We start from the raw sequence: 26,359 nt of genomic DNA on the forward strand, positions 1-26,359 counted from the left end.
CACGGGCCGGTCGGCCTGCACACGACCGGGAAGAGGACTCGATGACCGTCGCCACCGGGAACCCGCAGACCGAGCTCACCCGCGGTGGTGCCGCACCCGATGCGCGCACCCTGCTCGACGTGCTCCGTGCGACGGCGGAGGCGCATCCCGAGGCGTTCGCGCTCGAGGACGCCGACGGCGCGGTCGACTACCGGTCACTCGTGCAGCTCGTCGCGGGACGGGCCGACGACCTGGCCCGACGGGGCGTGCAGCCCGGCGACCGCGTGGGCATCCGGATCCCCTCGGGCAGCCGTGAGCTCTATGTCTCGATCCTGGCGGTGCTGGCCGCCGGAGCCGCCTACGTGCCCGTCGACGCGGACGACCCGGAAGAACGCGCGACGCTCGTGTTCGGCGAGGCGCGGGTCGCCGGCGTGATCGGTGCGGGCGGGGTGCTGCGGGCCTCTGGCCGTGCCGACGCGCCCGAGTCCCCCGTCGTCGACCCCGCGGCGAGCGCCACCGCACCCACCGCCGATGACGACGCGTGGGTCATCTTCACGTCGGGGTCGACGGGGGTGCCGAAGGGCGTCGCGGTGACCCACCGGTCGGCTGCGGCGTTCGTGGACGCCGAGGCCCGGATGTTCCTGCAGCAGGCGCCGATCGGGCCGGGCGACCGGGTGCTGGCCGGGCTCAGCGTGGCGTTCGACGCGTCGTGCGAGGAGATGTGGCTGGCGTGGGGGCACGGGGCGTGCCTGGTGCCGGCGCCGCGGTCGCTGGTGCGGACCGGGGTCGACCTCGGGCCGTGGTTGATCGTGCACGGGATCACCGTGGTGTCGACGGTCCCGACGCTGGCCGCGCTGTGGCCGGACGACGCCCTCGAGCAGGTGCGGTTGGTGATCTTCGGTGGGGAGGCCTGCCCGCCGGAGCTGGCCGCGCGGATCGCGAGCCGCGACCGGGAGCTCTGGAACACCTACGGTCCGACCGAGGCCACCGTCGTCGCGTGTGGTGCGCTGATGGACGGGTCCTCGCCGGTCCGGATCGGCCTGCCGCTCGACGGGTGGGACCTGGCGGTCGTGGACGCGGCCGGGCAGCGGGTCGCGCCGGGCGAGGTCGGGGAGCTCGTGATCGGTGGGGTGGGACTCGGTCGGTACCTCGACCCGGCGAAGGACGCCGAGAAGTACGCGCCGTTCCCGCAGCTCGGGTGGGACCGGGCGTACCGGAGCGGGGACCTGGTGCGGTACGACCCCGAGGGGCTGGTGTTCCAGGGTCGCGCGGACGACCAGGTCAAGCTCGGCGGTCGACGCATCGAGCTGGGCGAGGTCGACGCGGCGCTGCAGGCGCTCGACGGCGTGGCCGGGGGTGCGGCCGTCGTGCAGCGGACCCCCGCGGGCAACCAGGTGCTGGTCGGGTACGTCGCCCCGGTCGCCGGTGCCACGATCGACACGAGCGCCGCGAACGCCCGGTTGCGGCAGGAGCTGCCGGCGGCGCTCGTGCCGCTGCTGGCCGTGGTCGACTCGCTGCCGACCCGGACGTCGGGCAAGGTCGACCGTGCGGCACTCCCCTGGCCGCTGACCGGTGACGGGGCGACGGCGGCGCTCCCGCCGACCGTGACGTGGATCGCGGAGCGGTGGGCCGCGATCCTGGGCGTGCCGGTCACGGGCGAAGACGACGACTTCTTCGCGCACGGCGGCGGTTCGCTGACCGCGGCGCAGCTCGTCTCCGCCATCCGGGAGCGCTACCCCGCGACGACCGTGGCCGACGTCTACGACCACCCGCGGATCGGGGCCCTCGCGGACGCGCTCGACGCCTCGGGTCCCGTCGCGGCGGCGCACCGGGACGTGCGGCCCACACCGCCGGCGACGGGGATCGCGATGACGCTGCTCGGCCTGCCGGTGCAGGTGCTCCGCGGCCTGCGGGTCCTGACGTGGACGGCGCTGGTCGCCGAGGTCCTGCACGCGACGACGCTGCCGTTCCTGCCGACGCTGCCCTGGCCGGCGCTGGTGCTCGCGCTGCTGGTGTTCGTGACGCCGATCGGCAAGATGGCCGTGACGGTGGTGCTGGTACGGCTCGTGCTGCTCGGGGTCCGTCCGGGCGACCACCCCCGTGGCGGGTCGGTGCACGTGCGGGTGTGGCTCGCGGAACGGATCGCCGAGGCCGTCGACGGTCCCTCGACCGCGGGTGCGCCGTGGATCAACTACTACGCCCGTGCGCTCGGCGCGCGGATCGGGCAGGGCGTCGACCTGCACACGCTGCCCCCGGTGACCGGGATGCTCACCATCGGCAAGCGCGCGTCGATCGAACCCGAGGTCGACCTGGCCGGACACTGGGTGGACGGCGACGTCTTCCGGCTGGGCCGGGTGCGGGTCGGCCCGGACGCCGTCGTGCGCAGCCGCACCACCCTGCTGCCCGGCGCGGTCGTCGGCGCGGGCGCCGAGATCGAACCCGGTTCCGCCGTCACCGGGTCCGTGCCAGACGGCGAACGCTGGGCGGGATCCCCTGCGGAACGCGTCGGGTCGGCCCGGCACGGACGGGAGGAACGCCCCGCGCCCGGCCGGCGGTGGCTGGTCGCGTACGGGGCCGGCTCCGTGGCCGTGGCCGGGCTGCCGGTGGTCGGGGTCGCGGTGGGTCTGCTGGTCACCGCCGCCCTGGTCGGGCGCGCGCAGTCGTTGGGCTCCGCCGTCGGGCACGCGCTGGCACTCGTGCCGCTGGCCACGGTCGTCGCCGGGGTCGTGTACGCCGGCCTGGTCGTCGGCGTCGTCCGGCTGCTCGGCATCGGCCTGCACGAGGGTCGACACCCGGTGCGGTCGCGGATCGGGTGGCAGGCGTGGTGCACCGAGCGGGTCCTCGACGCGGCCCGCACGCTGCTGTTCCCGCTGTACGCCAGCCTGGTGACGCCCCTGTGGCTCCGGCTGCTCGGGGCACGGGTCGGACGGAACACCGAGATCTCCACGGTGTTGCTGCTGCCGTCCCTGACCCAGATCGCGTCGGGGGCGTTCCTGGCCGACGACACGATGGTCGCCACCTACGAGCTCGGTGGTGGTCGGGTGACGATCGGCAGGTCGAAGGTCGGTCGCCGGGCGTTCCTCGGCAACAGCGGCATGACGGGCGCGGGACGGTCCGTCCCGCGCGAGGCCCTGGTCGCGGTGCTCTCCGCCGTCCCGAAGAAGGCCAAGCGCGGGTCCTCGTGGCTCGGCTCCCCGCCCGTGCGACTGCGGCGCGCGGTCACGACGTTCGACGAGGAACGCACCTTCCGTCCGTCCCGCGGGCTCCGTGTCGCCCGCGGCTGCTGGGAGCTCCTGCGGCTCGTCGCCCCGATGGTGTCCGGCGCGATCGCGCTCGCCGTCTGCGGGACCCTGCTGGCGTCGTGGTCCGCCGTCGGGTTCGGGTGGACGGTCCTGCTCACCGCGCCGGTCCTCGTCGTCGCCGGTGCCGTCGCCGCCGTGGTGTCGACCGCCGCCAAGTGGGCGTTCGTCGGCCGGATCGCCGCGCGGGAACACCCGCTGTGGTCCTCGTTCGTCTGGCGGAACGAGGTGCAGGACACCTTCGTGGAGACCGTCGCCCGTCCGTGGTTCGCCGAACAGGCGACGGGGACGCCGGCGCTCGCCGCGTGGCTGCGCAGCCTGGGGGCGACGATCGGACGCGGGGTGTGGTGCGAGACGTACTGGCTGCCCGAGGCCGACCTGGTCACGATCGGCGACGGGGCGACGGTCTCCCGCGGGACGGTCGTGCAGACACATCTGTTCCACGACCGGGTGATGCAGCTCGACACCGTGACGGTCGACGCCGGCGGCACGCTCGGTCCGCACAGCGTGATCCTGCCGGCGGCCGGCATCGGTGCCGGAGCGACGGTCGCGCCGGCGTCGCTCGTGATGCGTGGCGAGCAGGTGCCGGCCGGGACCTCGTGGGCGGGCAACCCGATCTCGCCGTGGGACAGCGCCCCGTGGACACCCCTCGTCGCCGCCCCGGTCCCCGACTCCGTCGTCGTGGCAGACTGACCGGCACCGTGAAGCCGATCACCACCGCCGCGCCGACGGCCGCCGACCCCGACCCGTACACGCCGCACAGCGGTGACCGCCGCTGGAGCGCGAGCCACTACGAGCTCCGCGTCGACTACCGCGTCGCGACGAACCGGTTCGACGGCACCGCGACGATCACGGCGACCGCGGACACGGCGCTGGACCGGGTCGTGCTCGACCTGCACGGGATGTCGGTGGACCGGGTCGACGTCGACGGGGTCCGCGCGAAGAAGACCTCGTCCGGCATCCACAAGCTGACGGTTACACCGGCCACGCCGATCGATGCCGGTGCGGAGTTCACCCTGCACGTGCGCTACCGGGGTGCCCCGCGGCCCCTGCGCAGTCCGTGGGGACAGATCGGGTGGGAGGAGCTGACCGACGGTGTCATCGTCGCCGCCCAGCCCACCGGTGCGCCGTCCTGGTTCCCATGCAACGACCGGCCCGACGACAAGGCCACCTACCGCTTCGAGATCACCTGCGAGGCCGGGTACGACGTCGTCGCGAACGGCCAGCTGCTCGGCAAGGAGCGCGCCGGGCGCGGGACGCGCTGGACCTTCGCCACGACCGAGCCGATGGCGACGTACCTGGCGACGGTGCAGATCGGTCGCTACCGCACGCACGAACTCCGCGGCGGACCGGTCCCCGTCACCCTGCACCACCCGGCTGACCTGGCCTCGGCGGCGAAGACCGACTTCGGGCAGGTCCCCGAGATGCTCGCCCTGTACGCCGACCGGTTCGGCCCCTACCCGTTCCCCGCCTACGGCGTCGTGGTGACCGACGACGAGCTGGAGATCCCGCTCGAGGCCCACGGGCTGGCCGTGTTCGGCCGCAACCACGTCGACGGCGAGCACGGCACCGACCGGCTCATCGCGCACGAGCTCGCCCACCAGTGGTTCGGCAACTCCGTGACGCTCGGTCGCTGGCGGGACATCTGGCTGCACGAGGGCTTCGCCTGCTACGCCGAGTGGCTCTGGTCCGAGCACCGCGGCGGTGACACGGCCGACGCCCTGGCAGCGCAGCACCGCGCCGGCCTGCTCGAGCAGCCCGCGGACCTGGTCGTCGGGGACCCGGGCGCGGCGGACATGTTCGATGACCGCGTCTACAAGCGCGGCGCCCTGGCCCTGCACGCGCTGCGTCGGACCCTGGGTGACGAGGCGTTCTTCTCCGGACTCTGGACCGTCACGGACCGGCACCGCCACGGCACGGTCGCACCGGACGACGTCGTCGACGCCTTCGTCGAGGCGTCCGGCACCGACGCCGACCGGGTCCGAGCAGTCCTCGGCCCGTGGGTCGACGAGCCGACCGTGCCCGAGCTGCCCTAGCCGCTGACGTTGCCCCTGCGGCTGACGTTGCCGCTGCCGCTGCCGCTGCCGCTGCCGCTGCCGACGGGACGCTCCCAGAGCGCGACGGTGCTCTCGAACCGGTCGTACCGGTGCGGCTGCACGACGCCGTTCGGCCGGTAGCCGAGGGCGCGCCAGAACGGCTCCGCGACCGCGGCGTTGGTCGCCACGATCCCCAGCCGGATCCGCTCGACACCGCTGACACCGCGGACCCGGGCGAGCACCGCGTCGTGCATGCTCCGGCCGAGGCCCTGTCCGTGGCGCCTGCCGTGCACGACGAGCAGCCCGATGTACGCGGTCGCCGGGTCGGGGTACCCGATCAGGACGTCGGCGAAGGCCACCAGCTCCGGGCCGTCCCACAGCCCGATGCCCAGCTTGCCCGCCGGGTCGAACCCCGGCGGCACCGTGATGAGGGCGGAGAGTGCGTCGGACGGCCCCGGCGGGTAGCCGGTCACCCGCTCGGAGTAGGTCGGCACCGACTCGAGCAGCTGCTGCAGGGCATTGACGTCGTCGGCGGCGAGGTCGCGGACGGCGGACGGCCCCCGGTGGTCCTCGACCTGGACCGGGCCGGTGCAGGACACCGCGACCACCAGGTCCTCGTCGAGCCAGCGGACGTGCACGGGGTACTCGGCGGTGCCGAGGGTCGCTGCGCCCCGGGCGAGGTCGACGTCGACCGACGCGGGGTCGACCCGCAGGCCGCGCCCGTCGCGCTTGAGCACCGCTTCCTTGGCAGCCCAGCAGGCCGTCAACGCTGCCGGGTCACCGCCGGACCGTCGGAGCTCGCCGGGCGTGAACGCATCGTCGAGCGGTGCCGCGACCAGCCGGCTGCGGCGTTCGAGGTCGACACCGATCGCTCCATCGTCCACCCTCGGTGGCGCGGGCGTCCGGTTGCCGGGCGTCGCCCTGCCGGAGGTCCGGGGGCCGACCGCGAGTGCGACCGCCCCGGGCGCCCTCGCCAGGCTGACCTCGACCGGCTCGCCGTCGACGGTCGCCCACGGGCGACCGTGGTCGGTGCCGCGGCAGTGCGGACACCGACGGCCGACGGCCGTCGTGGCGAGGTGCGCGCCGGTCACCGATGCGACGAACGCGCGCAGGGCCTCCCGGTCGGCCGCGTCGTCGGGACCGCGACCCGTCACGCGGACCGAGACCGCTGACTCATCCACGTCCCCACCGTACGGGTGCGGACGGAGCCGCGACGGTCGAGCGGACGACGAGACGCCGCCGGGGTCCGGCGGCGTCTCGGTCGGGTCGTTCATACTGGTGTGCTCGTCTAGGCGTGGGTGAGGGCGATCAGCGCCACGTTCATCGTGGAGTAGAGCCCCTCGGACCGGGTGGCCTGGCGGACGCGGCCCCGGAGGACCTCGTAGCGGCCGTCGTGCTCGCGCACGAAGCCGATCACGCCACTGGCGGGTGTTGACACCCGGTGGAAGCCGTCCTCGAGCGGGACGACCTCCGTGTTCATCGTACGTTCCATCTGTCGACCCCTTTCGTCGTCGAAACGGTCATGTCCGATCCTACTCCCGACGGGGGACAAGCGACGTCCCCGCACCACTCTCTCCACAGGTCCTGGGGGAATCCGACAGAACCGTGCGCCCCCTGGATAGACTCCGGGCGACGGCGCTCCTGGCGCGGTGACACCGGGGATCCGGGGCCGCGGCGCACGCGCTGCCGGACGGACGGAGAACGGATGCGAACGGTCCAGCGTGGATCGCACACCTGGCAGTTGGACACGGACGGCCCGACGGGCGGGCGGGGTACATCGGTGCGTGTCCGGTCCCGGCGCTGGGCGGCTCGCGTGGCCGCGGTGCTCGTCGCCGCGCTGATCGTGGTGGGTCCGGCCACGGCCGCCAGCGCCACGGCCCCGGTGCAGCTCGACGGCGCCTACGTCGTCGACGACGCCGGAGCGCTGACCTCCGCGCAACAGTCCTCGGTCGAGCGGGCCGTCCGCGACCTCGCCGACAAGACGAACACGCAGCTCTACGTCGTGTACGTCGACTCCTTCACGAACCCGTCGGACCACACCGCCTGGGGCGCGGCAACGCTGTCGCAGAACCAGATCGACTCGAACGGCATCCTGCTGTCGATCGCGACGCAGGCCCGTACGTACGACGTTCAGCAGACCAACGAGACCTCGATCAGCAGCTCCGACGTGCAGCAGGCCGTCAACGACGACCTGCTCCCCGGGCTGCGGGACGGCAACTGGTCCGGCGCGGCCACCGCGTTCGCGAACGGACTGTCGTCCTCGCAGGACCCGCCGGACCTGACGTGGCTGTGGATCCTGCTGCTCGTGGTCGTGATCGGGATCGTGGTCGTCGTGCTGGTGGTCCGCACCCGCAACAAGCGCCGGACCGCGGCCGCCACGCGGGCGCAGGAAGCCTCGCTCGCCGACCTCGAGCGCACGGCCGGCGCGGCGCTCGTGACCATCGACGACGAACTCCGCACCGCCGAACAGGAAGTCGGCTTCGCCGCCGCACAGTTCGGCACGGACGCTGCCGAGCCCTTCGCGAAGACGGTCGACGCCGCCAAGAAGAACGTGCGGACGGCGTTCACGTACCAGCAGCAACTCGACGACGAGGTCCCGGACTCCCCGCAGCAGCGTGCCGACTGGTCGAACCAGATCATCGCCATCTGCGAGCAGGCCCACGCCGCCATCGCCGAGCAGACCGAGTCGTTCGACCAACTCCGTTCGCTCGAGGACGGCGTCGAGGACGCTGCCGCCGCGCTCCGTGACGCGGTCCGCGCAGCACCGGCCTCGGTCGACGGGGCCGCGGCGGCGCTCGACCAGGTCCGGGGCTCGTACACCGGCCGCACGCTCGCCACCGTCGCGGACAACGTCGACCAGGCTCGCCAGGTGCTCGCCTTCGCGACCGAGCGGTCGCAGGCCGCCGACGCCGCGATCGCCAGCGGCGACAAGGGCGAGGCGGTCGTCGCCGTGCGCGACGGGCAGCACGCGCTCGCCCAGGTGCAGCAGCTCACGGGTTCGGCGGTCGGCGCCGACGCGACCTTCCGCGAAGCCGCTGCCCGCGTCGACGCGATGCGCCTCGACATCCAGGGCGATGTCGCCGCAGCGCGGGCCATGCGGGCGCAGAGCCCCGAGCTGGCGTCGGCGGTCGTGACGGCGGAGACCGTCCTGCGCGAACGCCTCGACGCGGCGGACCCGATCGCCGCGGTCGACGCCCTGACCAAGGCGAACACCGAGATCGACGCCGCGCTGGCCTCGGCCCGCGGCGCGCAGGAACAGCACGAACGCGCGCAGCGGGCACTCGACTCCGCGATCCGTGACGCCCGCGCACGCATCAGCCAGGCGCGGGAGTTCATCTCGCTGCGTCGCGGTGGCGTGGGCACGACGGCACGCACCCGGTTGTCCGAAGCCGAGCGAGCGCTCGACGACGCCATCGACCTGGCCACGACCGACCCGCAGCGAGCGCTCCAGGCGGCTCGCGCAGCCGAGCAGTACGCGGCTGCGGCGATGGACGAAGCCGGCAACGACATGGGCGGTTGGCCCGGCGGGGGCGGTGGCACCGGTGGCGGGGCCCAGCTCGGCGGACTCGTCACCGGCATCGTGCTCGGTGGACTCCTCGGCGGACGCGGCGGCTTCTCGGGTGGTGGTCGTTTCTGAGCCGACCACGCTGAGACCGAACCCCAGACGCACCACCGACGGCACCACCACACACCAGCACCACCCCAGGAAGGGAAACCGCAATGGCAAAGCAGACGATCTTCGGTCGTATCTCCTCGCTCGTCCGGGCGAACGTCAACCAGCTCATCGACAACGCTGAGGACCCGCAGTTGATGCTGGACCAGCTCGTGCGCGACTACACGAACAACATCGCGGACGCCAAGAGCGCCATCGCCCAGACGATCGGCAACCTCCGCCTGCTCGAGCAGGACAACGAAGAGGACGTCCGCGCCGCACAGGAGTGGGGCCAGAAGGCCGCGAACGCGTCGACGGCGGCGGACAAGTACCGCACCGAGGGCAAGGCGAGTGACGCGGACAAGTTCGACAACCTGGCGAAGATCGCGATCGGCAAGCAGATCGCGGCCGAACAAGAGGTGAAGGACAACGCGACGCCGCTCGCCACGCAGAACGAGCAGGTCGAGAAGCTCAAGCAGGGCCTGGCGGGCATGGAGGAGAAGCTCCAGGAGCTGAAGTCCAAGCGCGACAGCCTCGTCGCCCGCTCCAAGACCGCCGAGGCCCAGTCGAAGGTCAACGACGCACTCGGCAACATCGACATCACCGACCCGACGAGCGACCTCAACCGCTTCGAGGAGAAGGTCCGTCGCGAAGAGGCGAAGGTCATCGGGCAGCAGGAACTGCAGTCGTCGAGCCTCGACGCCCAGTTCGAGTCGCTCGAGGACGTGGGCAAGGACGCCGAGGTCGAGGCCCGACTCGCGGCACTGAAGTCCGGCGGGTCGTCCTCGCTCTGACCCGCGAGCACGGACGGCGCCGAGCCCGGCCTGCCAGGATGAGGACATGCAGTTCCTCGTCGTCGGTCAGTGGCAGGGTTCGGCGTCGTCGCGCGCGATGCGCCTCGGCGACGGAGCCGCCGCCATAGCAGCCGATCTCCCCCGCACCGCGACCACCGTCATCAACGTCCCGACGGGCGCGGGTGACCGGCTCGAGACCGCGGTGGCCCGGTACACGTCCGTGCTGCAGGTCGCAGAACGCGTGGCAGAAGAGGTGTCGATCGCCTCGGAGCCGGTCCTGGTGATCGGTGGCGACGGAGCGAGTGCCCTGGGCGGCAGCGTCGCGCTGGGGCCGCGGACGGCCTTCGTCCGCATCTCCGGGTCGAGCGGCTACCGGTCGCTGAACCGCGCCCAGCCCGTCGCCGCCGAGACCGCCGCGCTCCGCATCCTCGTCGACCGGGCGGACGACCTGTTCACCGCGCTGCCGGTGGTCCCAGCGGCATCGGTCGTCCTCGCCGGAACCCGCGGGGTCGAGGACGCCGAGACCAACGCCGTCACCCGTGCGGGCATCCGCTCACTCGACGTCGACGCTGCAACGCCGGACGCGATCTCCGCAGCGGTCGACGCGACCGGGGCCGACTCCGTTTACGTGCACGTCGACCTCGACGTGCTCGACCCGTCCGAGGTGGACGGCCTGCTCGAACCCGTGCCGTTCGGCCTCGACGGCGCCGCCCTGGTCGAGCGCATCCAGGCCGCGACGCGCGGGCGACGCCTGGTCGGCGCGGCACTGACGGGGTTCGCACCCGTCAGCCCGGACCGTGCGGTCGACGACATGGGGGTCATCCTCCGGGCGGTGGGTGCACTGACCGCGGCCTCGCGGGTGTCCTGAGCCGCCCAGCCGGTCCACGACCGCTGCACCCCGATCGCTCGGGCCGGTCCATGCCGCTCCGCGTACGCTCGGCGCCATGACGGACTACGACCTCATCGTGATCGGCGCCGGAGCAGTCGGCGAGAACGTGGCGGACTACGCCCACAAGCGCGGCCTCTCGGTCGCGGTCGTCGAGGCGGAGCTGGTGGGCGGTGAATGCTCCTACTGGGCGTGCATGCCCTCCAAGGCCCTCCTGCGCAGCGGACACGCCCTGGCCGCGGCGAAGCGGCTCGACGGTGCGAAGCAGGCCGTGACCGGTCCGCTCGACGCCGCCGCGGTGCTCGCACGTCGTACTTCGTTCACGAGCGACTGGGACGACTCCAGCCAGGTCGCCTGGCTCGAGTCCGCCGACATCGCCCTCCTCCGTGGCCACGCGCGGATCACCGCACCGAAGACCCTCGAGGTCACCAGCCCCGACGGCGACGTCGCGACCCACACCGCCCGCGCCGCGATCGCCGTGGTCACCGGCTCGCTGCACACGCTCCCCGACGTCCCCGGCCTGTCCGACGCGGCACCGTGGGGTACGCGCGAGGGCACGAGCGCGAAGACCGTCCCCGAGAGCCTGCTCGTCATCGGCGGCGGTGTCGCGGGCACCGAGCTCGCCACCGCATGGGCATCCCTCGGTGCGAAGGTCACGATCGTCGCGCGGCACGGACTGCTGGGCGGCATGGAGCCGTTCGCGGGCGAACTCGTCGCCGACGCCATGCGGGAGTCCGGCATCGACGTCCGGCTCGGGGTCAACCCGACCCGCGTCGACCGCGACGAGCACGGCCTGGTGACGACGACGCTCGACGACGGCTCGACCGTGATCACCAGCGAGGTCCTCGCCGCCACCGGTCGCGCCGCGCACACGAAGGACCTCGGGCTCGAGTCCGTCGGCCTGACCGCTGGTGACTGGCTCGACGTCGACGACACCATGCTCGTCACCGGCACCGACTGGCTGTACGCCGTCGGCGACGTGAACCACCGCGTGCTGCTCACCCACCAGGGCAAGTACCAGGCTCGCGCCGCGGGCGAGGCCATCGCCGCGCGGCACCAGGGCACGCCACTGCACACCGAGCCGTGGGGAGCGCACGTCGCGACCGCGGACCACGCCGCTGCTCCGCAGGTCACCTTCACCGACCCCGAGGTCGCGAGCGTCGGCCTCACCGAGGCGAGGGCCCGGCAGCAGGGGATCAACGTCCGCGTGGTCGAGTACGAACTCGGCAACATCGCCGGAGCCGCACTGCAGGCCGACGGCTACGTGGGTCGCGCCAACATGGTCGTCGACGAGGACCGCAAGGTCGTGGTCGGCATGACCTTCGTCGGCCAGGACGTCGCCGAGATGCTGCAGGCAGCGACGATCGCCGTGGTCGCCGAGGTCCCCCTCGACCGGCTGTGGCACGCCGTCCCCGCCTACCCGACCATGAACGAGATCTGGCTGCGGCTGCTCGAGACCTACGGCCGTCCGGAGTAGCGGGTGCGCAACCCGCTGCTCGACTCACCCGTGTCCCGGCTCGGGTGGCTCTTCGCCACCGGGGTCGGGCTCGCGGTGGGGCTGCCGCTCTCGACCGGGCCGATCCGGGTCGTCGACGGTCTGGTCGTCTGCTCGGGTCTGCCGCGGTGGGTGTTCCGGCGTGGTGGCACCTGCGTGGGCTCGGTCTACCTGACACGGGACAACGACGGTGACCGGGTGCTTCGGCATGAACGCGTGCACGTCACGCAGTGGCGGCGCTACGGCATGCTCATGCCCCTGCTGTACGCCGTCGCCGGTCGCGACCCGCTGCGCAACCGCTTCGAGGTCGAGGCCGGGCTGGAGGACGGCGGCTACCGCTGACCCGATCCCGCCGGCCCGCCGGGGTTCCACGACACACCGCACGTCACGCGTCGAGGTGTCACGATCGAACGGTGCGGATGCCCGAGATGCGCAAATTACGGAACTTCAAGGGCGCGCGCGGCGGGGCACGACGAGCGGGGTGCCGGTCTCCGGGTCGGCGACGACGACGCACGGCAGCCCGAACACGTCCTCGACGAGCTCGGCCGTCAGGACGGCGGCCGGCGGCCCCTGCGCCACGATCTCCCCCGCCCGCATCGCGATGACGTGCGTCGCGTAGCGCGCCGCCTGGTTCAGGTCGTGCAGCACCGCGACCACCGTGCGGCCGGCGGCGTGCAACGACGCCGCCAGCTCGAGCACGTCGTACTGGTGCGCGATGTCGAGGAAGGTCGTCGGTTCGTCGAGCAGCACGATCCCGGTCTCCTGCGCCAGGACCATCGCGATCCACACGCGCTGTCGCTGCCCGCCGGACAACTCGTCGACGCCGCGGTCGGCCAGCGCCAGGGTGTCCGTCTGCACGAGCGCCTTCTGGACCGCGGCACGGTCGTTGCCGCTGGTGGGGTGCAGCAGGTCCTGGTGCGGGAAGCGTCCCCGGGACACCAGGTCGCGGACCGTGATGCCGTCGGGGGCGATCGGGGTCTGCGGCAGCATGGCCACCCGGCGTGCGACGGCCTTCGGGCGGTACGACGACAGCGGCGCCCCGTCGAGGTAGACGGTGCCCGTGGACGGCGTCAGCGTCCGGGCGAGCGCCTTGAGCAGCGTCGACTTGCCGCACGCGTTCGGGCCGACGATGACGGTCAGCTCGCCGTCGGGGATGTCCACGTCGAGACCGTCGACGACGACACGGTCGTCGTAGGCGAGCGTCAGTCCGCGTGCCCCGAGCGCCGTCGTCGGCGCGGCGACCGACGCAGCGGGCGTGGCCGCGGCGTTCAGTTCTCGGCCCTGCCGTGCCGCCAGTAGCCCATGAACGCGACCTGACGACGGTCGAGGCCGACGCCGCGCACGAGGTGCCGGCGGAGCTCCTTCACACACGCCGCCTCGCCGGCGATCCAGGCGTAGAGCTGCGCATCGGAGGCCGGCGGGACGTCCCACAGGACCTGCTGGTCGACATCGACGTCGACCAGCGCGTCCCCAGCGTCAGCGGCACCGGACACAGCACGGCCAGCGGCACCGGCACCGGACACTCCGCCGGCATCACCGACCGCACGCGACGCCCAGGCGTGCACGTGGTCGGTCATCCGGGCACCGTGCGTCGCCCCGTTGCGCGCGATCCACCGGACCTCGACCCCCGCGGGTGCCGTGACGGGCAGCCGGTCGGCGTCGGTGGGGACCTCGATGAAGACGTGGCCGACCGTCGTGACGTCGAGGGCCTCGAGGATGGCGCAGATGGCCGGCGCGGCGGTCTCGTCCCCCGCGAGCAGGATCCGGTTCGCCGCCCCGGGAGCGAACTCCGCCGCACCGGACGGCAGTTCCGCTGGCGAGGACGGCACTGCGGGGCCGACGATCCGGAGCTCGTCGCCGACGGCGCAGGACGCGACCCAGCGCGACGCGGGCCCGGTGTCGCCGTGTGCGACGAAGTCGATGTCGAGCTCGTGTGCGTCGGGGCGGAACGACCGGACGGTGTAGGTGCGCAGCGGGTTGCGGGTGTCGTCGGGCAGGGCACGCCAGGCGCCGTACCAGTCGGCGCCGTCCGGCAGGTCGGTGAACCCGTGACCCGGGATCGGCAGCACGACCTTGATCCGCTGATCGAGCCCCACCGAGGAGAACTGCCCGAGGTCGTCACCGGAGAGCGTCACACGCACGAAGGCCGGGGTGAGCGACACGACGGCGGCCACACGGACGGAGAACACACGGTACCGGGCAGCCACGACCTCGAGTATGGCATGCCTTACCTAAGGCATCCAGGGGGAAGCGCGGTGCAACACTGGCGTGGTGCTCGAACCCGACGACGAATTCCGCGACCTGGCCGACCTCGCCCGCGCGAGCGGCGTGACGGAGCCGCTCCGGGCCTCCAGACAGGACCTGCCCGTCGACGGCCACGGTGCGGTCTCCGCGATCCGGTGGCAGGATCCTGCCGACCCCGGACGGGAGGCCCGGGTCACCTACCTGCACGGCCTCGGCATCGACGCCCACAGCTTCGACCAGACGGCCCTGCTCGTCGGCGAGCCCGCGGTCGCCCTCGACCTGCCCGGCCACGGCCGGTCCGCGTGGCGGGACGACGCCGACTACGCGGCGTCCGCGACGGCGCCCGCCGTCCTGGCCGCCCTCGACGCACTCGCGGTCCCGCCGGGGCTGCTGGTCGGGCACTCCCTCGGCGCGATCCTGGCCGCCCGGATCGCCGCGACCGCGCCCGAGCGCGTGACCGGCCTGGTGCTGGTCGACATGTCGCCGGACTTCGCCCAGCGCGCCGTGGACCGGATCGCCCGCGCGCTCGAGACCGAGGAGCCGTTCGTCGACCTGGACGAGGTCGTCGACCGGGCGATCGAGGCCCGGGTCGGCGACGACCGCCAGGTGCTGCTGCGCGAGGCACGGCACACGACACGGCTGGGGCAGGACGGCCGCCTGGTCCGCCGGCACCACTTCCCGCACCTGCCCGCCGGACGGACGTCCTCGGTGGGACGGTTCGCCGACGCCTGGCCCGACCTGGAGTCCCTCGACGTCCCGGTCCTGCTCGTCCGGGGCGACCGCGGGTACGTCTCCCCGAAGCTCGAGCGGACGTTCGGGGAACGGCTGCGCGACGCCGAGATCGTCACCGTCGAAGCACGGCACGCGGTGCAGACCCAGGCGCCGCACGCGCTGGCCGCCGCGATCCGGGAATGGGCGTCGCGTCACGATTTGTTGCACTGGGGCGGAGAAACCACGGTGCGCCGGTAGATTCTCCCGAGCGCACGCGACGTGCCGTCGCTCCCCGCCGGAAGGAACCCACCACCCATGAGCCCGCTCCTCCCCCGTCGATCCGTCAGCCCGGGGGGCCGTCGGGGCCTCCGGACGGCGCTGGTCGCGACCGCGGTCGCCGTCGCAGCGGCCGTCGCCCTGAGCGGCTGCAGCGGCTCGTCGACCCCGACCGGCGGCAACGACGCCACCGTGCGCGTGGGCCTGGTGCTCGAGCCGACCAGCCTCGACATCCGCACCCAGTCCGGCGCCGCGCTCGACCAGGTGCTCATCGACAACGTGTACCAGGGGCTCGTCGGTCGCACGGCGGACGGCGACGTGCGCGACGTGCTCGCGGCCTCGCACGAGATCTCGAGCGACGGCCTGACGTACACGTTCACGCTGCGCAAGGGCATCACCTTCCAGGACGGCAAGCCCGTCACCGCCGCCGACGTGGTCTGGTCGCTCGAGCAGGTCAAGGGCAACGCCTCGTACGTCGACTCCGCCAAGCTCGCTGGCCTGACGTCGATCACCGCACCCTCGGACGGTGTCGTCCGGCTCACGCTCGGCAAGCCGGACTCCGACCTGCTGTTCAACCTGACCGGCCGTTCCGGGCTCGTGCTCGAGAAGGCCGCCACGAACGACCTGTCCGACACCGCGAACGGCACCGGACCCTTCAAGGTCTCGTCCTGGAAGCAGGGCGACGCACTGACGTTCGTCCGCAACTCGGGGTACTGGGGCACGAAGGCGAAGGTCGCGAAGATCGTGTTCCGGTACATCACCGACCCGTCGACGGCCGTCAACGCGATGGCGAACGGCGACCTCGACGTGCTCAACCCCGTCGACGGCACGCTCAAGAGCCAGCTGCAGGGCAACGGCGACGTCACGCTGCACAGCGGCAAGACGACCGACAAGTACACGCTCGCGTTCAACGACCAGAAGGCGCCGTTCACCGACAAGCGGGTCCGTCAGGCCATCCGCCAGGCGATCGACCCGAAGGCGCTGATCAAGGCGATCGGTGGCACGGGCGTCGAGCAGGGCGGCCCGATCCCCGAGCTCGACCCCGGCTACGAGGACCTGACCGACATCGACGCCTACGACCCGTCGAACGCCAAGAAGCTCCTGGCGGCGGCCGGACAGCGGGACCTGCAGCTCACGCTGACGTACGCGAACGTCTACCCGGCGACGATCGGCGACGTGCTCAAGTCCCAGCTGGCCGACGTCGGCATCACCCTGAAGGTCGAGCGCGTCGACTTCGCCACCTGGCTGTCGAGCGTGTTCCAGGCGCCGGCGTCCGGAACCCGCGACTTCGACCTGTCGATGGTCGACCACGTCGAGGCGCGCGACTTCGGCAACTGGGCGAACCCCGACTACTACTTCGGCTACGACAACCAGCAGGTCCAGGACCTCTACGCGTCGTCCATCGCCACGACCTCGGCGGACGAGAAGGCGGCCGACCTGCGCAAGGCCGCGCGGATCGTGAGCGAGGACGCGGCCGGCGAGTGGCTCTACACCGCCACCGAGATCACCGCGGTCCGCTCGGGGGTGACCGGGTTCCCGGTCGACGGTGGGAACTCCCGCCTCGACCTGGCGAAGCTCGCCGTCTCCTAACGCCTGACTACGATCGTCTCGTGACCCGGTTCCTCGTCGGGCGACTGCTGCTGCTCGTCGTCGGCCTGCTCGTGGCGAGCATCATCGTGTTCGCCGTCCTGCGCGTGCTCCCCGGCGACGTCGCCCAGGTCGTCGCCGGCACCCAGGCGACGCCCGCGACGGTCGCCCAGCTCCGGCAGCAGCTCGGCCTGGACCGTCCCGTCGTCGTGCAGTACCTCGACTGGATCGGCGGGGTGCTGCACGGCGACCTCGGGCGGTCCCTGGTGACCCGCGGCCCGGTCGCGCCGGAGATCGCGCAGAAGCTCGCGGTGACGCTCCCCCTGGCCGGCATGTCGCTCGCGGCGGCGCTGGTGCTCGGCGTCCCGCTCGGCGTCCTCGCTGCGGTGCTCCGCCGACGCGCGAGCGGTGCCGTCATCACGTTCGTCGCGCAGGCCGTCGCCGCGGTCCCGGTCGTGTGGGCCGCCCTGCTGCTCGTCGCGCTCATCGCCGTGACGCTGCACTGGCTGCCCACGCAGGGCTTCCCCCTCGACGGCTGGTCCGAGCCCGGGCGAGCGCTGTCGTCGCTCGTGCTGCCCGCGGTGACGATCGGTGCGGTCGAGGGTGCCGTCATCCTGCGGTTCACCCGCTCGGCGACCCTGTCCGTGCTCGACGCCGACCATCTGCGCACCGCCGCCGCCGTCGGGCTGACCCGCACGCAGGCGCTGCTGCGACACGGGCTCGGCTCGGTCGCACTCACCGTGCTCGCGGTCCTCGGCGTGCAGATCGCCGGCCTGCTGGTGGGCGCGGTGGTCGTCGAGCAGGTCTTCTCGCTCCCCGGGGTCGGCCGCATGCTCGTCACCGACGTCGGACGACGCGACATCACCAAGGTGCAGTCCGAGCTGCTCGTGCTGACCGGCCTCGTGCTGCTCGTCGGGTTCGCCGTCGACGTGGCGCACCGGGCCCTCGACCCCCGGCAGCGAGAGGCCTCGTGATGACCGGAGGCAGCATCCGCCGACTCGTCGCCCGACCGACCGGGGCCTTCGCCGTGGTCGTCCTCGGGCTGCTCGTGGTGCTCGCCGCGGTGTCGCTCGTCTGGACGCCGCAGGACCCGTTCCGCACGGACCCGTTCCACCAGTGGGACCCGCCGAGCGCCGCGCACTGGTTCGGCACCGACGCCGTCGGCCGGGACATCGCCAGCTACCTCCTCGCCGGCACCCGGACGACCGTGCTCGTCGCGGTCGGGTCCGGCGTGATCGCCAGCGTCGTCGGCATCCTGCTGACCGCCCTCGGGTCGCTCACCGCCCGCTGGGTGCGCGAGGGCACGGCCGTGCTGCTCGACATCCTGGTCGCGTTCCCGACGCTGCTGACCGCGATGCTGCTGACCGCCGTGTTCGGCGGGTCGCTCGGGGTCGTCATCGTCTCGGTCGGCCTGGCGTTCGGCGTGACGATCGCCCGGGTCGCCCGTGGCGAGATCCGCCGCATCGCCCGGAGCGACTACGTCACCGCGGCCAGGGCCTCGGGCGTCGGGCCGACCGGCGTGCTGCTGCGACACCTCGTGCCGAACGCCGCGCCGGTGTTCACCGTGCAGCTCTCGCTCGCGATGGCCACCGCCGTGCTGGCCGAGGCGGGGTTGTCCTACCTCGGCTACGGCGCCGGGTCGGGCACGGCGTCATGGGGCAGCCTGCTGTCCGACCTGCAGACCTACATCGGCGTGCACCCGTGGAGCGCGACCTGGCCGGGCGCCGCCATCGCCCTCGTCGTCATGGCGCTCTCGCTCCTCGGGGACGCCGTCCGCGACGCATCCGACCCGCGCCTGGCCACGGGCGACCGCGCCCGCGACGCCCGCACCGCGGGCGACAGCGCCCGCACCGCGGGCGACAGCGCCCGCACCGCGGGCGAGTCGGAGGTGACCGCGTGACCGCCGACGGCAGCAGCAGCACGGGCACGACCGCCGCCGGCACGCTCGAGGTGCGCGGACTGTCGGTCCGCATCGCGGGGCGGACCGTCCTGGACGACGTGTCCTTCACCGTGCCTCCCGGCGGTCGTGTCGGCGTGATCGGGGCCTCCGGGTCCGGCAAGTCGATGACCTCGCTCGCCCTGATGGGGCTCGAGCCGACCGGCGCCGACGTGTCGGGCAGCATCCGACTCGACGGCCAGGAGCTGGTCGGGCTGACCGACCGGCAGCGCGCGCCGTTCCGCGGCGCACGGATGGGGATGGTGTTCCAGGAGCCGGCGACCGCACTCGACCCCCTGCGTCGCGTGGGACGCCAGATCGCCGAGCCGCTCCGGCTGCACCGTGGGCTCGACCGTCGGGGCGCCGACGCCGCGGCGCTCGACCTCGCCCACGCCGTCGGGCTGCCCGACCCGGCGTCGCTGCTCCGCCAGTACCCGCACCAGCTGTCGGGTGGGCAGCGGCAGCGGATCTGCATCGCGATGGCACTCGCCGGGCGGCCCGGGCTGCTCATCGCCGACGAGCCCACGACGGCGCTCGACGTGACGACCGAGGCGCGCATCCTCGACCTGTTCGACGGACTCGACGTGTCGCTCGTGTTCGTCACGCACGACCTGGCCGTCCTGGCCCGGATCGCCGACACGGTGGTGGTGCTCGATGCCGGCCGCGTGGTCGAGACCGGGACGGTGGCGGACCTGCTGGCCGCCCCGGGACACCCGACGACCCGCGCGCTCGTCGACGCGGCACGCGCCACCGCCAGGAGGGCACCGTGACCGCACTCGAGGCCGTCGGCCTGCACCGCACCTACCGGCTCCCCCGCCGAGGCCCCTTCGAACCCGGTCCGGTCCGCACCGCCGTCGACGGCGTCGACCTGACGGTCGCCACCGGCGCGCGGCTCGGGATCGTCGGCGAGTCCGGCTCCGGCAAGTCGACGCTCGTCCGTCTGCTGGCCGGACTGGAGGCCCCCAGTGCGGGGACCGTGACCGCCGACGGCCGTCCCGTGGTCGCGTCCGGGTCCGCCGCCGCGATGCGCTGGTTCCGTCGCGAGACCGGGGTGGTCTTCCAGGACCCGTACGGGTCCCTCGATCCGCGGATGCGTGTCGGCGCGATCGTCGCCGAGCCGCTGCGGGCCCTGCGGATCCCGGGCGTGCACGCGTCGATGGTGGCGTCGGCGCTGTCGCGCGTGGACCTGCCGGCCGATGCCGTGGACCGGTACCCGCACGAGTTCTCCGGCGGGCAGCGCCAGCGCATCGCGATCGCGCGCGCGGTCGTGCACGGGCCGGCGATCCTGTTCGGGGACGAACCGATGAGCGCGCTCGACGTGGTGGTCCGCGCGCGGGTCATCGAACTGCTGGAGTCCCTGGCTGGCTCGCTCGGATTGACGATGGTGCTCGTGTCGCACGACATCGGCGTCGTGCAGCGGCTGTGCGACACCGTCGCCGTGATGGCGGCAGGGCGGGTCGTCGAACACGGCCCGGTGTCCCTGCTCGACGCACCGACGCACCCCGTCACGAGGGCGTTGGTCGCTGCGGCACCAACGCTCCCCTAGGGCTCGGTCACCACCCGGCCGGGTGTCGCCGCTGCCACCGCACACGCCGCTCGAGCTGCGCCCCGATCGCGAGCAGGGACCGCTCGCCACCGGGTCGGCCGATCAGCTGCACCCCCATCGGCAGGCCGCCGCCGTCCGGGTGGTCGTCCGCGGTGACCCCGACGGGCAGCGTGATCGCCGGCAGCCCCGCGACGTTCGCCATCGAGGTCCACGGCGAGTACGCGCACTGGCGCCGGAAGTCCTCCTCCGGATCGGTGCCGTACCAGCCGAGCGGCCGCGGGGTGAGCGCGAGCGTCGGCGTCAGGACGGCGTCGAAGCGGTGGAACGCACGGATGAGCGCGACCGAGAACGTGTCGAGCGCCGTCATCGCGTCGAGCACGTCCGTGCCGGTCAGTGTCCGGCCACGGGCGACGAGCCACGAGACCAGCGGTGTCAGGGCGTCGAGATCGATGCCCGGGACGAGCGGCAGCCGCGCCGCGCTCGACTCCCAGGCGACGCGGAAGGGGTCGCCGTAGGGCACGCGGGGCATCGCGACGTCCTCGACCCCGTGCCCGAGCTCGCCGAGCACCCGCACGGCGGTGTCGACCGCCGCACGTGCCGCGGGGTCGACCACGACGTCGACGGTGTCGTCCCACGGCGACCCGTCCAGGACCCCGAGCACGAAGCGTCCCTCGCCCCGGACGGCCGCCGCGGTGAAGGGGCCGTCGCCAACGTCGGGCGTCACGAGGGCGTACGGGGTCGGTTCGTCCAGGCCGGTCGGCGCGACCAGGGCATCGAGGTACATGCCCGCGTCCGCGACGGTGCGGGTGATCGGGCCGGCGACGGACAGCCCGCCGACCCCGCTGCGGCCCGGCATCGACGGCACCCGTCCGCGGCTCGGCTTCAGCCCGACGAGTCCGGTCGCGGCGGCCGGGATGCGCACCGATCCGCCGCCGTCCGACCCGACGGCGGCCGGCAGGAGTCCGGCGGCCACGGCGACGGCCGCACCGCTCGACGACCCGCCCGGCGCGCGGTGCGTGTCGTACGGGTTCCGCGTCACGCCGAACGCCGTCTCGGACGACGACGACATCCCGAACTCGGGGCTCGCCGTCTTGCCGAGGCTCACCGCGCCCGCCGCGTCCATCGCGGCGACGAGCGGGTGGTCGGCTGCAGCCGGTCGCGGCGGCAACGAGGCGGTCCCGGACCGGGTCGGCACACCGGCCCGGTCGTACAGGTCCTTGTCGCCGGACGGCAGGCCCCACAGCGGCCGGGACGTCGGCACCAGAAGTCCGAGACGGTCGGCCCGCTCGCGTGCGGCGTCCGCGGTGACCGTCACGAACGCGCCGAGCTCGCCGTCCAGCCGCGCGATCCGGGCCAGGTAGTGGTCGGTGGCTTCGCGGGCCGTGGTGTCGCCGCGGCGGATCCAGTCCCAGAGGTCCTGCGCCGACAGGTGGTGGAGTTCGAACACGATCCCCGAGCCTAGGCGCGCCGCCCCTCGGTACGCTCGTCGGATGGCCCGCCGCTACCCGTCCACGATCGCGGCAGCCGTCGAACACGAGATCGTCATCACCCGGTCGCGGTTCCTCACGCACGTGGTGCCCGCGTCGGACCCAGCCGAGGCTGACCGGGTGATCACGGACATCCGCAAGCGGGCGTGGGACGCGCGGCACCATTGTTCGGCGATGGTGACCGGGGTCCTCGGCGACCAGGCGCGGTCCTCCGACGACGGGGAGCCTTCCGGGACCGCCGGCGTCCCGATGCTCGAGGTCCTGCGCCGGCGCGAACTGACCGACGTCGTCGCGGTCGTCACGCGCTGGTTCGGCGGCGTGAAGCTCGGTGCCGGTGGCCTGGTCCGCGCCTACTCGACGTCGGTGTCCGAGGCGCTCGATCGGGCGACGGTCCTGCACCGCGCGGCCCTGATCGACGTGTCGGTGGACGTCCCGCACGCCGACGCCGGTCGCATCGACAACGTCCTGCGGGACTGGGTCGTGCGGCACCGGGCGGTCCTCGGTGCGACGTCCTACGGCACCGAGGCGACGTTCTCCGTGTCCGTGCCGCACGCCGACGTCGCCGTGCTGCGCGCCGACCTGGCCGCGGCGTCAGGAGGCGTGCTCGATCCCGTGGAGGGCGCCGAGCGCATCGTGGACGTGCCGGCCGGGCAGTTCCCCGCGGGGTCCTCGGGAACGTGACAGTGACTGGCGACTTCGTGAACGGTCCGCACGGTCCGGTCCCGGTGCGCCGGTACGAGGCCAGCGTCCCGACCGCCCCGACGCTGCTGTGGCTGCACGGCGGCGGCTTCTTCCGCGGCGGCCTCGACCAACCCGAGTCGGACGCGGTCGCCCGCGCCGTGGCCGAGCGGGGCATCCCGCTCGTGGCCGTCGACTACCGGCTCGGTCCACTGCCCGGCCTGGCGTGGATCGGTCGGCGCGGTCCCCGGGCACGCCTGGCTGCCCCCGCCGCCCACGACGAGGTGCTCGCCGTGTACCGGTCCGTCGTCGTCGACGCACCGCGGGGCGTGGTGGTCGGCGGCGCCAGTGCCGGGGCGTGCATCGCGGCTGGGGTCGCCAGGGCCCGGTCTTCCGACCGGCCGCCGATCACCGATGCCAAGCCCGACCTGCGCCCGGTCCTGATGCAGCGCGTGGTCAGTCGAGCGCGAGCTGTTCGAGCACGTGAAGCAGAGACGAGTGCTCGATGCCGTCGGTGCGGCTCAGGAGGTGCTCGCGAACTGCGGCGGCGTGGATCGGACGAGCGACGCGAACGAGGTCTGCCCCCTCGTCGGTGACACGGACGAGGACGCCACCCTCGACGGATCGACGACTCAGGAGGCCGCGCTTCTCCATCCGTGTGAGCTGGTGGGAGAGCCGCGTGCGGTCCCACTGCAACAGGGCGCCGAGGTCGTTCTGGCGGAGTTCGCCGTCCCCGAGCTCGACCAGGCGAGTCACGATCCCGAAGTCCTGGTCGGACAGCCCCGAGCCGGCCTTGACGTCATCGGCCACGCGCTGCCGGACCTGTTCCGCAGCGGTCTTCCACGCATGCCAGAGGCGCTGTTCCTGCGCGGTCAGCGGTGCGGTCATCCTCCGAACATAGGGCAGTGGTGTTGACACGTCAACGTAGCCGGCGCAAGCTGTTGACATGACAACACACAGCCACACCAGGAAGATCGCACTCGTCACCGGCGGCAACAAGGGCATCGGCTTCGCCATCGTGCGACAGCTCGCGCTCGCCGGGTTCACCGTGCTCCTCGGTTCGAGGAGCACGGTCGCCGGGCAGGAAGCCGCAGGGACGCTCGACGGTGACGTCCGACCCGTCGCGCTGGACGTGACCCGGCAGGACCAGGTGGACGCACTCGCCTCGCAGGTCTCGGCCGAGTTCGGACACCTCGACGTGCTGGTCAACAACGCCGGCGTGAACACCCTCACCTTCCACCCGATGGACCACCTCCCGAAGCCCACCGAGGAGACGGTCGACGACATCAGGAACGTGTACGAGGTCAACGTGTTCGCGGTCGTGCGGATGATGAGCGCGTTCCTTCCGCTGCTGATGGAAGCCGACGCACCGCGCGTGGTGAACGTCACGAGCAAGCGTGGTTCCATCGGCGAAGCGGGCGCCTGGGTCGGGCAGCCGTCGATGGCGTACTCCAGCTCGAAGACGGCCCTCAACGCGCTGACGGTCCACTACGCCCGCGAGTTCGCCGACACGGCACTGAAGGTCAACGGCGCAGCCCCTGGGCACGTCGCCACCGACTTCAACGACTTCCGCGGAACGAGGACCCCCGACGAAGGGGCTGCTGTCGCTGTCTGCCTCGCCACCCTGCCTGCCGACGGCCCCACCGGCGTGATCATCGAGGACGACCGGCAACTCGCCTGGTGACCCGCCCGTGTCCGGTGGATGCGCTCAGGGCTGTTCCCACGCCCCGTTCCGTCGAGCGGCCAGGACCGCGGCTGCGACTGCTGTCAGGACGAGGACCAGGACCAGCGTCGTGGCCGCCTGCGTCCCACTGGTCGCCACCACCGTCCCGGTGAGTGCTGCACCCAGCGCGATCCCGGACGCGGAAGCCGAGTTGATCCAGGTGAAGGCCTGGGTGCGCTCCGACGGGACGACCGTCGCCTGGACGATCTGCGAGGACGAGGCGAGCAGCGGTGCGACGGCGCTCCCACCGACGACCAGCATCACCGAGAGGCCGAGGAGTGTGGGCCAGACGACAGCGACGAGCACGCCCACGGTGAGCAGGATCGTTGCGAGCAGCTGGACGGTCGTCGGCCGGGGCGTGGTCCGGAGCGCGCCGTAGCCGAGCCCGGCGACCATGCTCGCGGCGCTGGAGAGCGCGAGCACGAATCCGGTGAGCGGCCGCAGCCCTCCGGCAGTCGCGGTCGCGGTCACGAGCAGTGGGACCGCCCCGAAGAAGCATCCCAGTCCGAGGTTCACCCCGAGCACCGCCAGGAACCGTGGGGCACGGAGTGAACTCCGCGTGCGGCCCGCGGCCCGCCCTCGTGCCGGGCGCGCAGGCGGACCGGTGCTGCGGTGCAGCGCGAGCGCCGCACAGCCGGCGCTGACGAGCGTGACCGCCGCGACCGAACCCGCCCACGGGACGAGGGTTGTGCTCGCGAGGGTGACGAGCACGGGACCGGACAGGAAGACGACGTCGTTGACGCTCGCTTCGAGCGAGAAGGCAGTGCGGAGTGCCGCCGGTTCCGTGACGAGCGCCGACCACCGGGCCGCTGCCAGTGCGCCCGGTTGCGGCATCGCTCCTCCCGCGACGACGACCGCAGCCAGGGTGACGCTGATCGGCGCGATCCCGGCGAAGGAGATCGCCGCGGCGATCGCCGCGGCATGGACGAGGACGACCACCGGGACCGTGACCGCCTGGCCCCACCGGTCGACGAGGCGCGCGACCTGTGGACCGGCCACGGCCTCCGCGATCGCGAACGTGGCAGTCGCCGTGCCCGCAGCTGCGAACGACCCCGTCGCGTTCTGGACCGAGAACAGCAGTCCGAGTCCTGTCATCGCCACGCCGAGGCGAGCCAGGCCGGCTGGGATGAAGAACGCCCGTGCACCGGGTCGACCGAGGACGTCGCGGTACCGGGCGGTGGCCGACCGGAACGGCTTGGGTGCCGAGGAGATGAGGGTGCGCGCAGTCGCCATGGGCGATGCCTCCGACGCGACGCCCGGGACCGATCGGCAGACAAGTCGGCCTGGGCTTCGACGATCCCCGCGACACCGCGGTACACCTTCATCATGCCCGGCACGGACACGCACAAGCAAGCACACACGGACGGCCGGCCGGCCGGCCGCACAGCCGGGACCCGAGACCGTCAGCCGAGCGCACCCCGATCCGCGATCGCACGGTTCGCGGCGGTGATCCCGGCGAGGTCCTCCGCGGAGAGCCCGGCCCGCCGCAGGATCCGACCGAGCACGGCGTCCTTCATCGCGCGGTAGTCGTCGAGGTCCGACGCCCGAGCGGCGGCGTCCCGTTTGATTTCTGCGTACTCGTCGCGGAGCGCGTCGTCGGCCCGCAGGTTGTCCCGGACGGCCAGGTGGTTGCGCAGTGCAAGCGACCCGGCGACCACGACGTACGTGTTGCTCGGCCGGAAGCGCTCGGGCGTCACGAAGGCCACGCGTCCGGGGACGTCTCCCCCGGCAGACACCCGGAACCCGATCGACGCCAGCGCTCGGACCGCCGCAGCGACGTCGGCAGCCGCGACGACGACGTCCACGTCGATCATCGGTTTCGCCGCGAGTCCCGGGACTGCGGTGCTGCCGACGTGCTCGATCCCGCGCACCACGACACCCGAGGCCTCGAGCGCCGCTGCGTACGCGTCCCTGAGCTCCGCGAACCGGACCCGCCACAGCGACCGGTACTCGACGACCTCGACGTTCCCCACACCCCGACGGTAGCGTCACGCCCGGACAACGCTCCCGCGGGACTCTATCCTTGGTGA

General features: G+C 73.1%; 23 protein-coding genes. 15 read left to right on the plus strand and 8 right to left on the minus strand.

All coding sequences use genetic code 11. From position 1 onward, the window contains the following. Nucleotides 1–41 precede the first annotated feature (41 nt). Together DEJ13_RS10335 and DEJ13_RS10340 are read left to right on the plus strand one after the other, a co-directional pair. On the plus strand, nucleotides 42–3,971 hold the full coding sequence (locus tag DEJ13_RS10335; protein ID WP_111107204.1) for a Pls/PosA family non-ribosomal peptide synthetase: 3,930 nt from the start codon (nucleotides 42–44) through the stop codon (nucleotides 3,969–3,971). 8 nt (nucleotides 3,972–3,979) lie between these two features. Further along, nucleotides 3,980–5,314, plus strand: coding sequence for a M1 family metallopeptidase (locus DEJ13_RS10340; RefSeq protein WP_235515561.1), 1,335 nt, complete (start codon nucleotides 3,980–3,982; stop codon nucleotides 5,312–5,314). Here the strand turns inward: DEJ13_RS10340 and DEJ13_RS10345 are convergent. Together DEJ13_RS10345 and DEJ13_RS10350 are read right to left on the minus strand one after the other, a co-directional pair. Continuing rightward, complete coding sequence (locus DEJ13_RS10345) at nucleotides 5,311–6,495, minus strand: GNAT family N-acetyltransferase (protein WP_181437060.1); 1,185 nt, start codon at nucleotides 6,493–6,495, stop codon at nucleotides 5,311–5,313. The two genes, DEJ13_RS10340 and DEJ13_RS10345, sit on opposite strands and share 4 nt — an antisense overlap. 107 nt (nucleotides 6,496–6,602) lie before the next feature. Beyond that, nucleotides 6,603–6,794: a hypothetical protein gene (locus DEJ13_RS10350; protein WP_056125872.1), complete on the minus strand. Its 192-nt coding sequence runs from the start codon at nucleotides 6,792–6,794 to the stop codon at nucleotides 6,603–6,605. Nucleotides 6,795–7,127: 333 nt separating this feature from the next. On the opposite strand from DEJ13_RS10350, the gene DEJ13_RS10355 reads away from it, so the two are divergent. The 5 genes from DEJ13_RS10355 to DEJ13_RS10375 all read left to right on the plus strand — a co-directional run bounded on the left by DEJ13_RS10355 (nucleotide 7,128) and on the right by DEJ13_RS10375 (nucleotide 12,483). Next, nucleotides 7,128–8,951, plus strand: coding sequence for a TPM domain-containing protein (locus DEJ13_RS10355; RefSeq protein WP_181437059.1), 1,824 nt, complete (start codon nucleotides 7,128–7,130; stop codon nucleotides 8,949–8,951). An 83-nt stretch (nucleotides 8,952–9,034) separates the two neighbouring features. Further along, nucleotides 9,035–9,760, plus strand: coding sequence for a PspA/IM30 family protein (locus tag DEJ13_RS10360; RefSeq protein ID WP_056125876.1), 726 nt, complete (start codon nucleotides 9,035–9,037; stop codon nucleotides 9,758–9,760). Between the two features lie 46 nt (nucleotides 9,761–9,806). Then, nucleotides 9,807–10,628, plus strand: coding sequence for an arginase family protein (locus tag DEJ13_RS10365; RefSeq protein ID WP_111107201.1), 822 nt, complete (start codon nucleotides 9,807–9,809; stop codon nucleotides 10,626–10,628). A 76-nt stretch (nucleotides 10,629–10,704) separates the two neighbouring features. Further along, nucleotides 10,705–12,123 (plus strand): dihydrolipoyl dehydrogenase family protein, encoded by a 1,419-nt coding sequence (locus tag DEJ13_RS10370; protein WP_111107200.1) that lies wholly within the window; start codon nucleotides 10,705–10,707, stop codon nucleotides 12,121–12,123. A 3-nt stretch (nucleotides 12,124–12,126) separates the two neighbouring features. Next, nucleotides 12,127–12,483, plus strand: coding sequence for a hypothetical protein (locus DEJ13_RS10375; protein ID WP_056125881.1), 357 nt, complete (start codon nucleotides 12,127–12,129; stop codon nucleotides 12,481–12,483). 105 nt (nucleotides 12,484–12,588) lie between these two features. Here DEJ13_RS10375 and DEJ13_RS10380 read toward each other — a convergent pair whose 3' ends face one another. Beyond that, on the minus strand, nucleotides 12,589–13,413 hold the full coding sequence (locus DEJ13_RS10380; RefSeq protein WP_111107233.1) for an ABC transporter ATP-binding protein: 825 nt from the start codon (nucleotides 13,411–13,413) through the stop codon (nucleotides 12,589–12,591). Next, a complete protein-coding gene (locus tag DEJ13_RS10385; RefSeq protein WP_258374120.1) occupies nucleotides 13,410–14,348 on the minus strand; it encodes a siderophore-interacting protein in 939 nt (312 codons plus the stop codon). Before DEJ13_RS10385 ends, DEJ13_RS10380 begins: the two co-directional genes overlap by 4 nt. 64 nt (nucleotides 14,349–14,412) lie before the next feature. Here DEJ13_RS10385 and DEJ13_RS10390 point away from each other — a divergent pair, with 64 nt between their 5' ends. The 6 genes from DEJ13_RS10390 to DEJ13_RS10415 are packed head-to-tail and all read left to right on the plus strand — an operon-like array spanning nucleotide 14,413 to nucleotide 20,441. Further along, nucleotides 14,413–15,354, plus strand: a complete 942-nt coding sequence (locus DEJ13_RS10390; protein WP_181437058.1) for an alpha/beta fold hydrolase — start codon at nucleotides 14,413–14,415, stop codon at nucleotides 15,352–15,354. A 57-nt stretch (nucleotides 15,355–15,411) separates the two neighbouring features. Continuing rightward, nucleotides 15,412–16,962, plus strand: a complete 1,551-nt coding sequence (locus DEJ13_RS10395; protein WP_111107197.1) for an ABC transporter substrate-binding protein — start codon at nucleotides 15,412–15,414, stop codon at nucleotides 16,960–16,962. A 20-nt stretch (nucleotides 16,963–16,982) separates the two neighbouring features. Further along, complete coding sequence (locus tag DEJ13_RS10400) at nucleotides 16,983–17,933, plus strand: ABC transporter permease (RefSeq protein ID WP_111107196.1); 951 nt, start codon at nucleotides 16,983–16,985, stop codon at nucleotides 17,931–17,933. Then, complete coding sequence (locus DEJ13_RS10405) at nucleotides 17,933–18,859, plus strand: ABC transporter permease (RefSeq protein ID WP_258374119.1); 927 nt, start codon at nucleotides 17,933–17,935, stop codon at nucleotides 18,857–18,859. Before DEJ13_RS10400 ends, DEJ13_RS10405 begins: the two co-directional genes overlap by 1 nt. Beyond that, a complete protein-coding gene (locus DEJ13_RS10410) occupies nucleotides 18,856–19,665 on the plus strand; it encodes an ABC transporter ATP-binding protein (protein WP_111107195.1) in 810 nt (269 codons plus the stop codon). The genes DEJ13_RS10405 and DEJ13_RS10410 overlap by 4 nt, the downstream gene beginning before the upstream one ends. Then, entirely contained in the window at nucleotides 19,662–20,441 is a 780-nt protein-coding gene (locus DEJ13_RS10415; RefSeq protein WP_082518240.1) for an ABC transporter ATP-binding protein, read from the plus strand. Before DEJ13_RS10410 ends, DEJ13_RS10415 begins: the two co-directional genes overlap by 4 nt. Before the next feature lie 7 nt (nucleotides 20,442–20,448). Here DEJ13_RS10415 and DEJ13_RS10420 read toward each other — a convergent pair whose 3' ends face one another. After that, nucleotides 20,449–21,888, minus strand: coding sequence for an amidase (locus tag DEJ13_RS10420; protein WP_056125894.1), 1,440 nt, complete (start codon nucleotides 21,886–21,888; stop codon nucleotides 20,449–20,451). A 43-nt stretch (nucleotides 21,889–21,931) separates the two neighbouring features. On the opposite strand from DEJ13_RS10420, the gene DEJ13_RS10425 reads away from it, so the two are divergent. Next, entirely contained in the window at nucleotides 21,932–22,609 is a 678-nt protein-coding gene (locus DEJ13_RS10425) for an IMPACT family protein (protein WP_111107194.1), read from the plus strand. Between the two features lie 453 nt (nucleotides 22,610–23,062). Here DEJ13_RS10425 and DEJ13_RS10430 read toward each other — a convergent pair whose 3' ends face one another. Next, complete coding sequence (locus tag DEJ13_RS10430) at nucleotides 23,063–23,494, minus strand: MarR family winged helix-turn-helix transcriptional regulator (protein WP_258374118.1); 432 nt, start codon at nucleotides 23,492–23,494, stop codon at nucleotides 23,063–23,065. Between the two features lie 58 nt (nucleotides 23,495–23,552). Here DEJ13_RS10430 and DEJ13_RS10435 point away from each other — a divergent pair, with 58 nt between their 5' ends. Then, complete coding sequence (locus DEJ13_RS10435; protein ID WP_111107191.1) at nucleotides 23,553–24,290, plus strand: SDR family NAD(P)-dependent oxidoreductase; 738 nt, start codon at nucleotides 23,553–23,555, stop codon at nucleotides 24,288–24,290. Nucleotides 24,291–24,314: 24 nt separating this feature from the next. Here DEJ13_RS10435 and DEJ13_RS10440 read toward each other — a convergent pair whose 3' ends face one another. Together DEJ13_RS10440 and DEJ13_RS10445 are read right to left on the minus strand one after the other, a co-directional pair. Beyond that, complete coding sequence (locus DEJ13_RS10440) at nucleotides 24,315–25,562, minus strand: MFS transporter (protein WP_111107190.1); 1,248 nt, start codon at nucleotides 25,560–25,562, stop codon at nucleotides 24,315–24,317. A gap of 170 nt (nucleotides 25,563–25,732) precedes the next feature. Continuing rightward, the gene (locus tag DEJ13_RS10445) at nucleotides 25,733–26,302 is read right to left on the minus strand and encodes a GrpB family protein (RefSeq protein WP_111107189.1); all 570 of its coding nucleotides are present in this window, start codon (nucleotides 26,300–26,302) and stop codon (nucleotides 25,733–25,735) included. Nucleotides 26,303–26,359: the final 57 nt, after the last annotated feature.

The sequence above is a fragment of the Curtobacterium sp. MCLR17_007 genome, from assembly GCF_003234655.2.
Taxonomy (GTDB): Bacteria; Actinomycetota; Actinomycetes; order Actinomycetales; family Microbacteriaceae; genus Curtobacterium.

Bases quoted from the DNA above. Each gene is read 5' to 3' on its own strand.
- DEJ13_RS10335 (WP_111107204.1), top strand. From the start codon at position 42: ATGACCGTCGCCACCGGGAACCCGCAGACCGAGCTCACCCGCGGTGGT.
- DEJ13_RS10350 (WP_056125872.1), bottom strand. From the start codon at position 6,794: ATGAACACGGAGGTCGTCCCGCTCGAGGACGGCTTCCACCGGGTGTCA.
- DEJ13_RS10360 (WP_056125876.1), top strand. From the start codon at position 9,035: ATGGCAAAGCAGACGATCTTCGGTCGTATCTCCTCGCTCGTCCGGGCG.
- DEJ13_RS10365 (WP_111107201.1), top strand. From the start codon at position 9,807: ATGCAGTTCCTCGTCGTCGGTCAGTGGCAGGGTTCGGCGTCGTCGCGC.
- DEJ13_RS10370 (WP_111107200.1), top strand. From the start codon at position 10,705: ATGACGGACTACGACCTCATCGTGATCGGCGCCGGAGCAGTCGGCGAG.
- DEJ13_RS10395 (WP_111107197.1), top strand. From the start codon at position 15,412: ATGAGCCCGCTCCTCCCCCGTCGATCCGTCAGCCCGGGGGGCCGTCGG.
- DEJ13_RS10405 (WP_258374119.1), top strand. From the start codon at position 17,933: ATGACCGGAGGCAGCATCCGCCGACTCGTCGCCCGACCGACCGGGGCC.
- DEJ13_RS10425 (WP_111107194.1), top strand. From the start codon at position 21,932: ATGGCCCGCCGCTACCCGTCCACGATCGCGGCAGCCGTCGAACACGAG.
- DEJ13_RS10430 (WP_258374118.1), bottom strand. From the start codon at position 23,494: ATGACCGCACCGCTGACCGCGCAGGAACAGCGCCTCTGGCATGCGTGG.
- DEJ13_RS10435 (WP_111107191.1), top strand. From the start codon at position 23,553: ATGACAACACACAGCCACACCAGGAAGATCGCACTCGTCACCGGCGGC.
- DEJ13_RS10440 (WP_111107190.1), bottom strand. From the start codon at position 25,562: ATGGCGACTGCGCGCACCCTCATCTCCTCGGCACCCAAGCCGTTCCGG.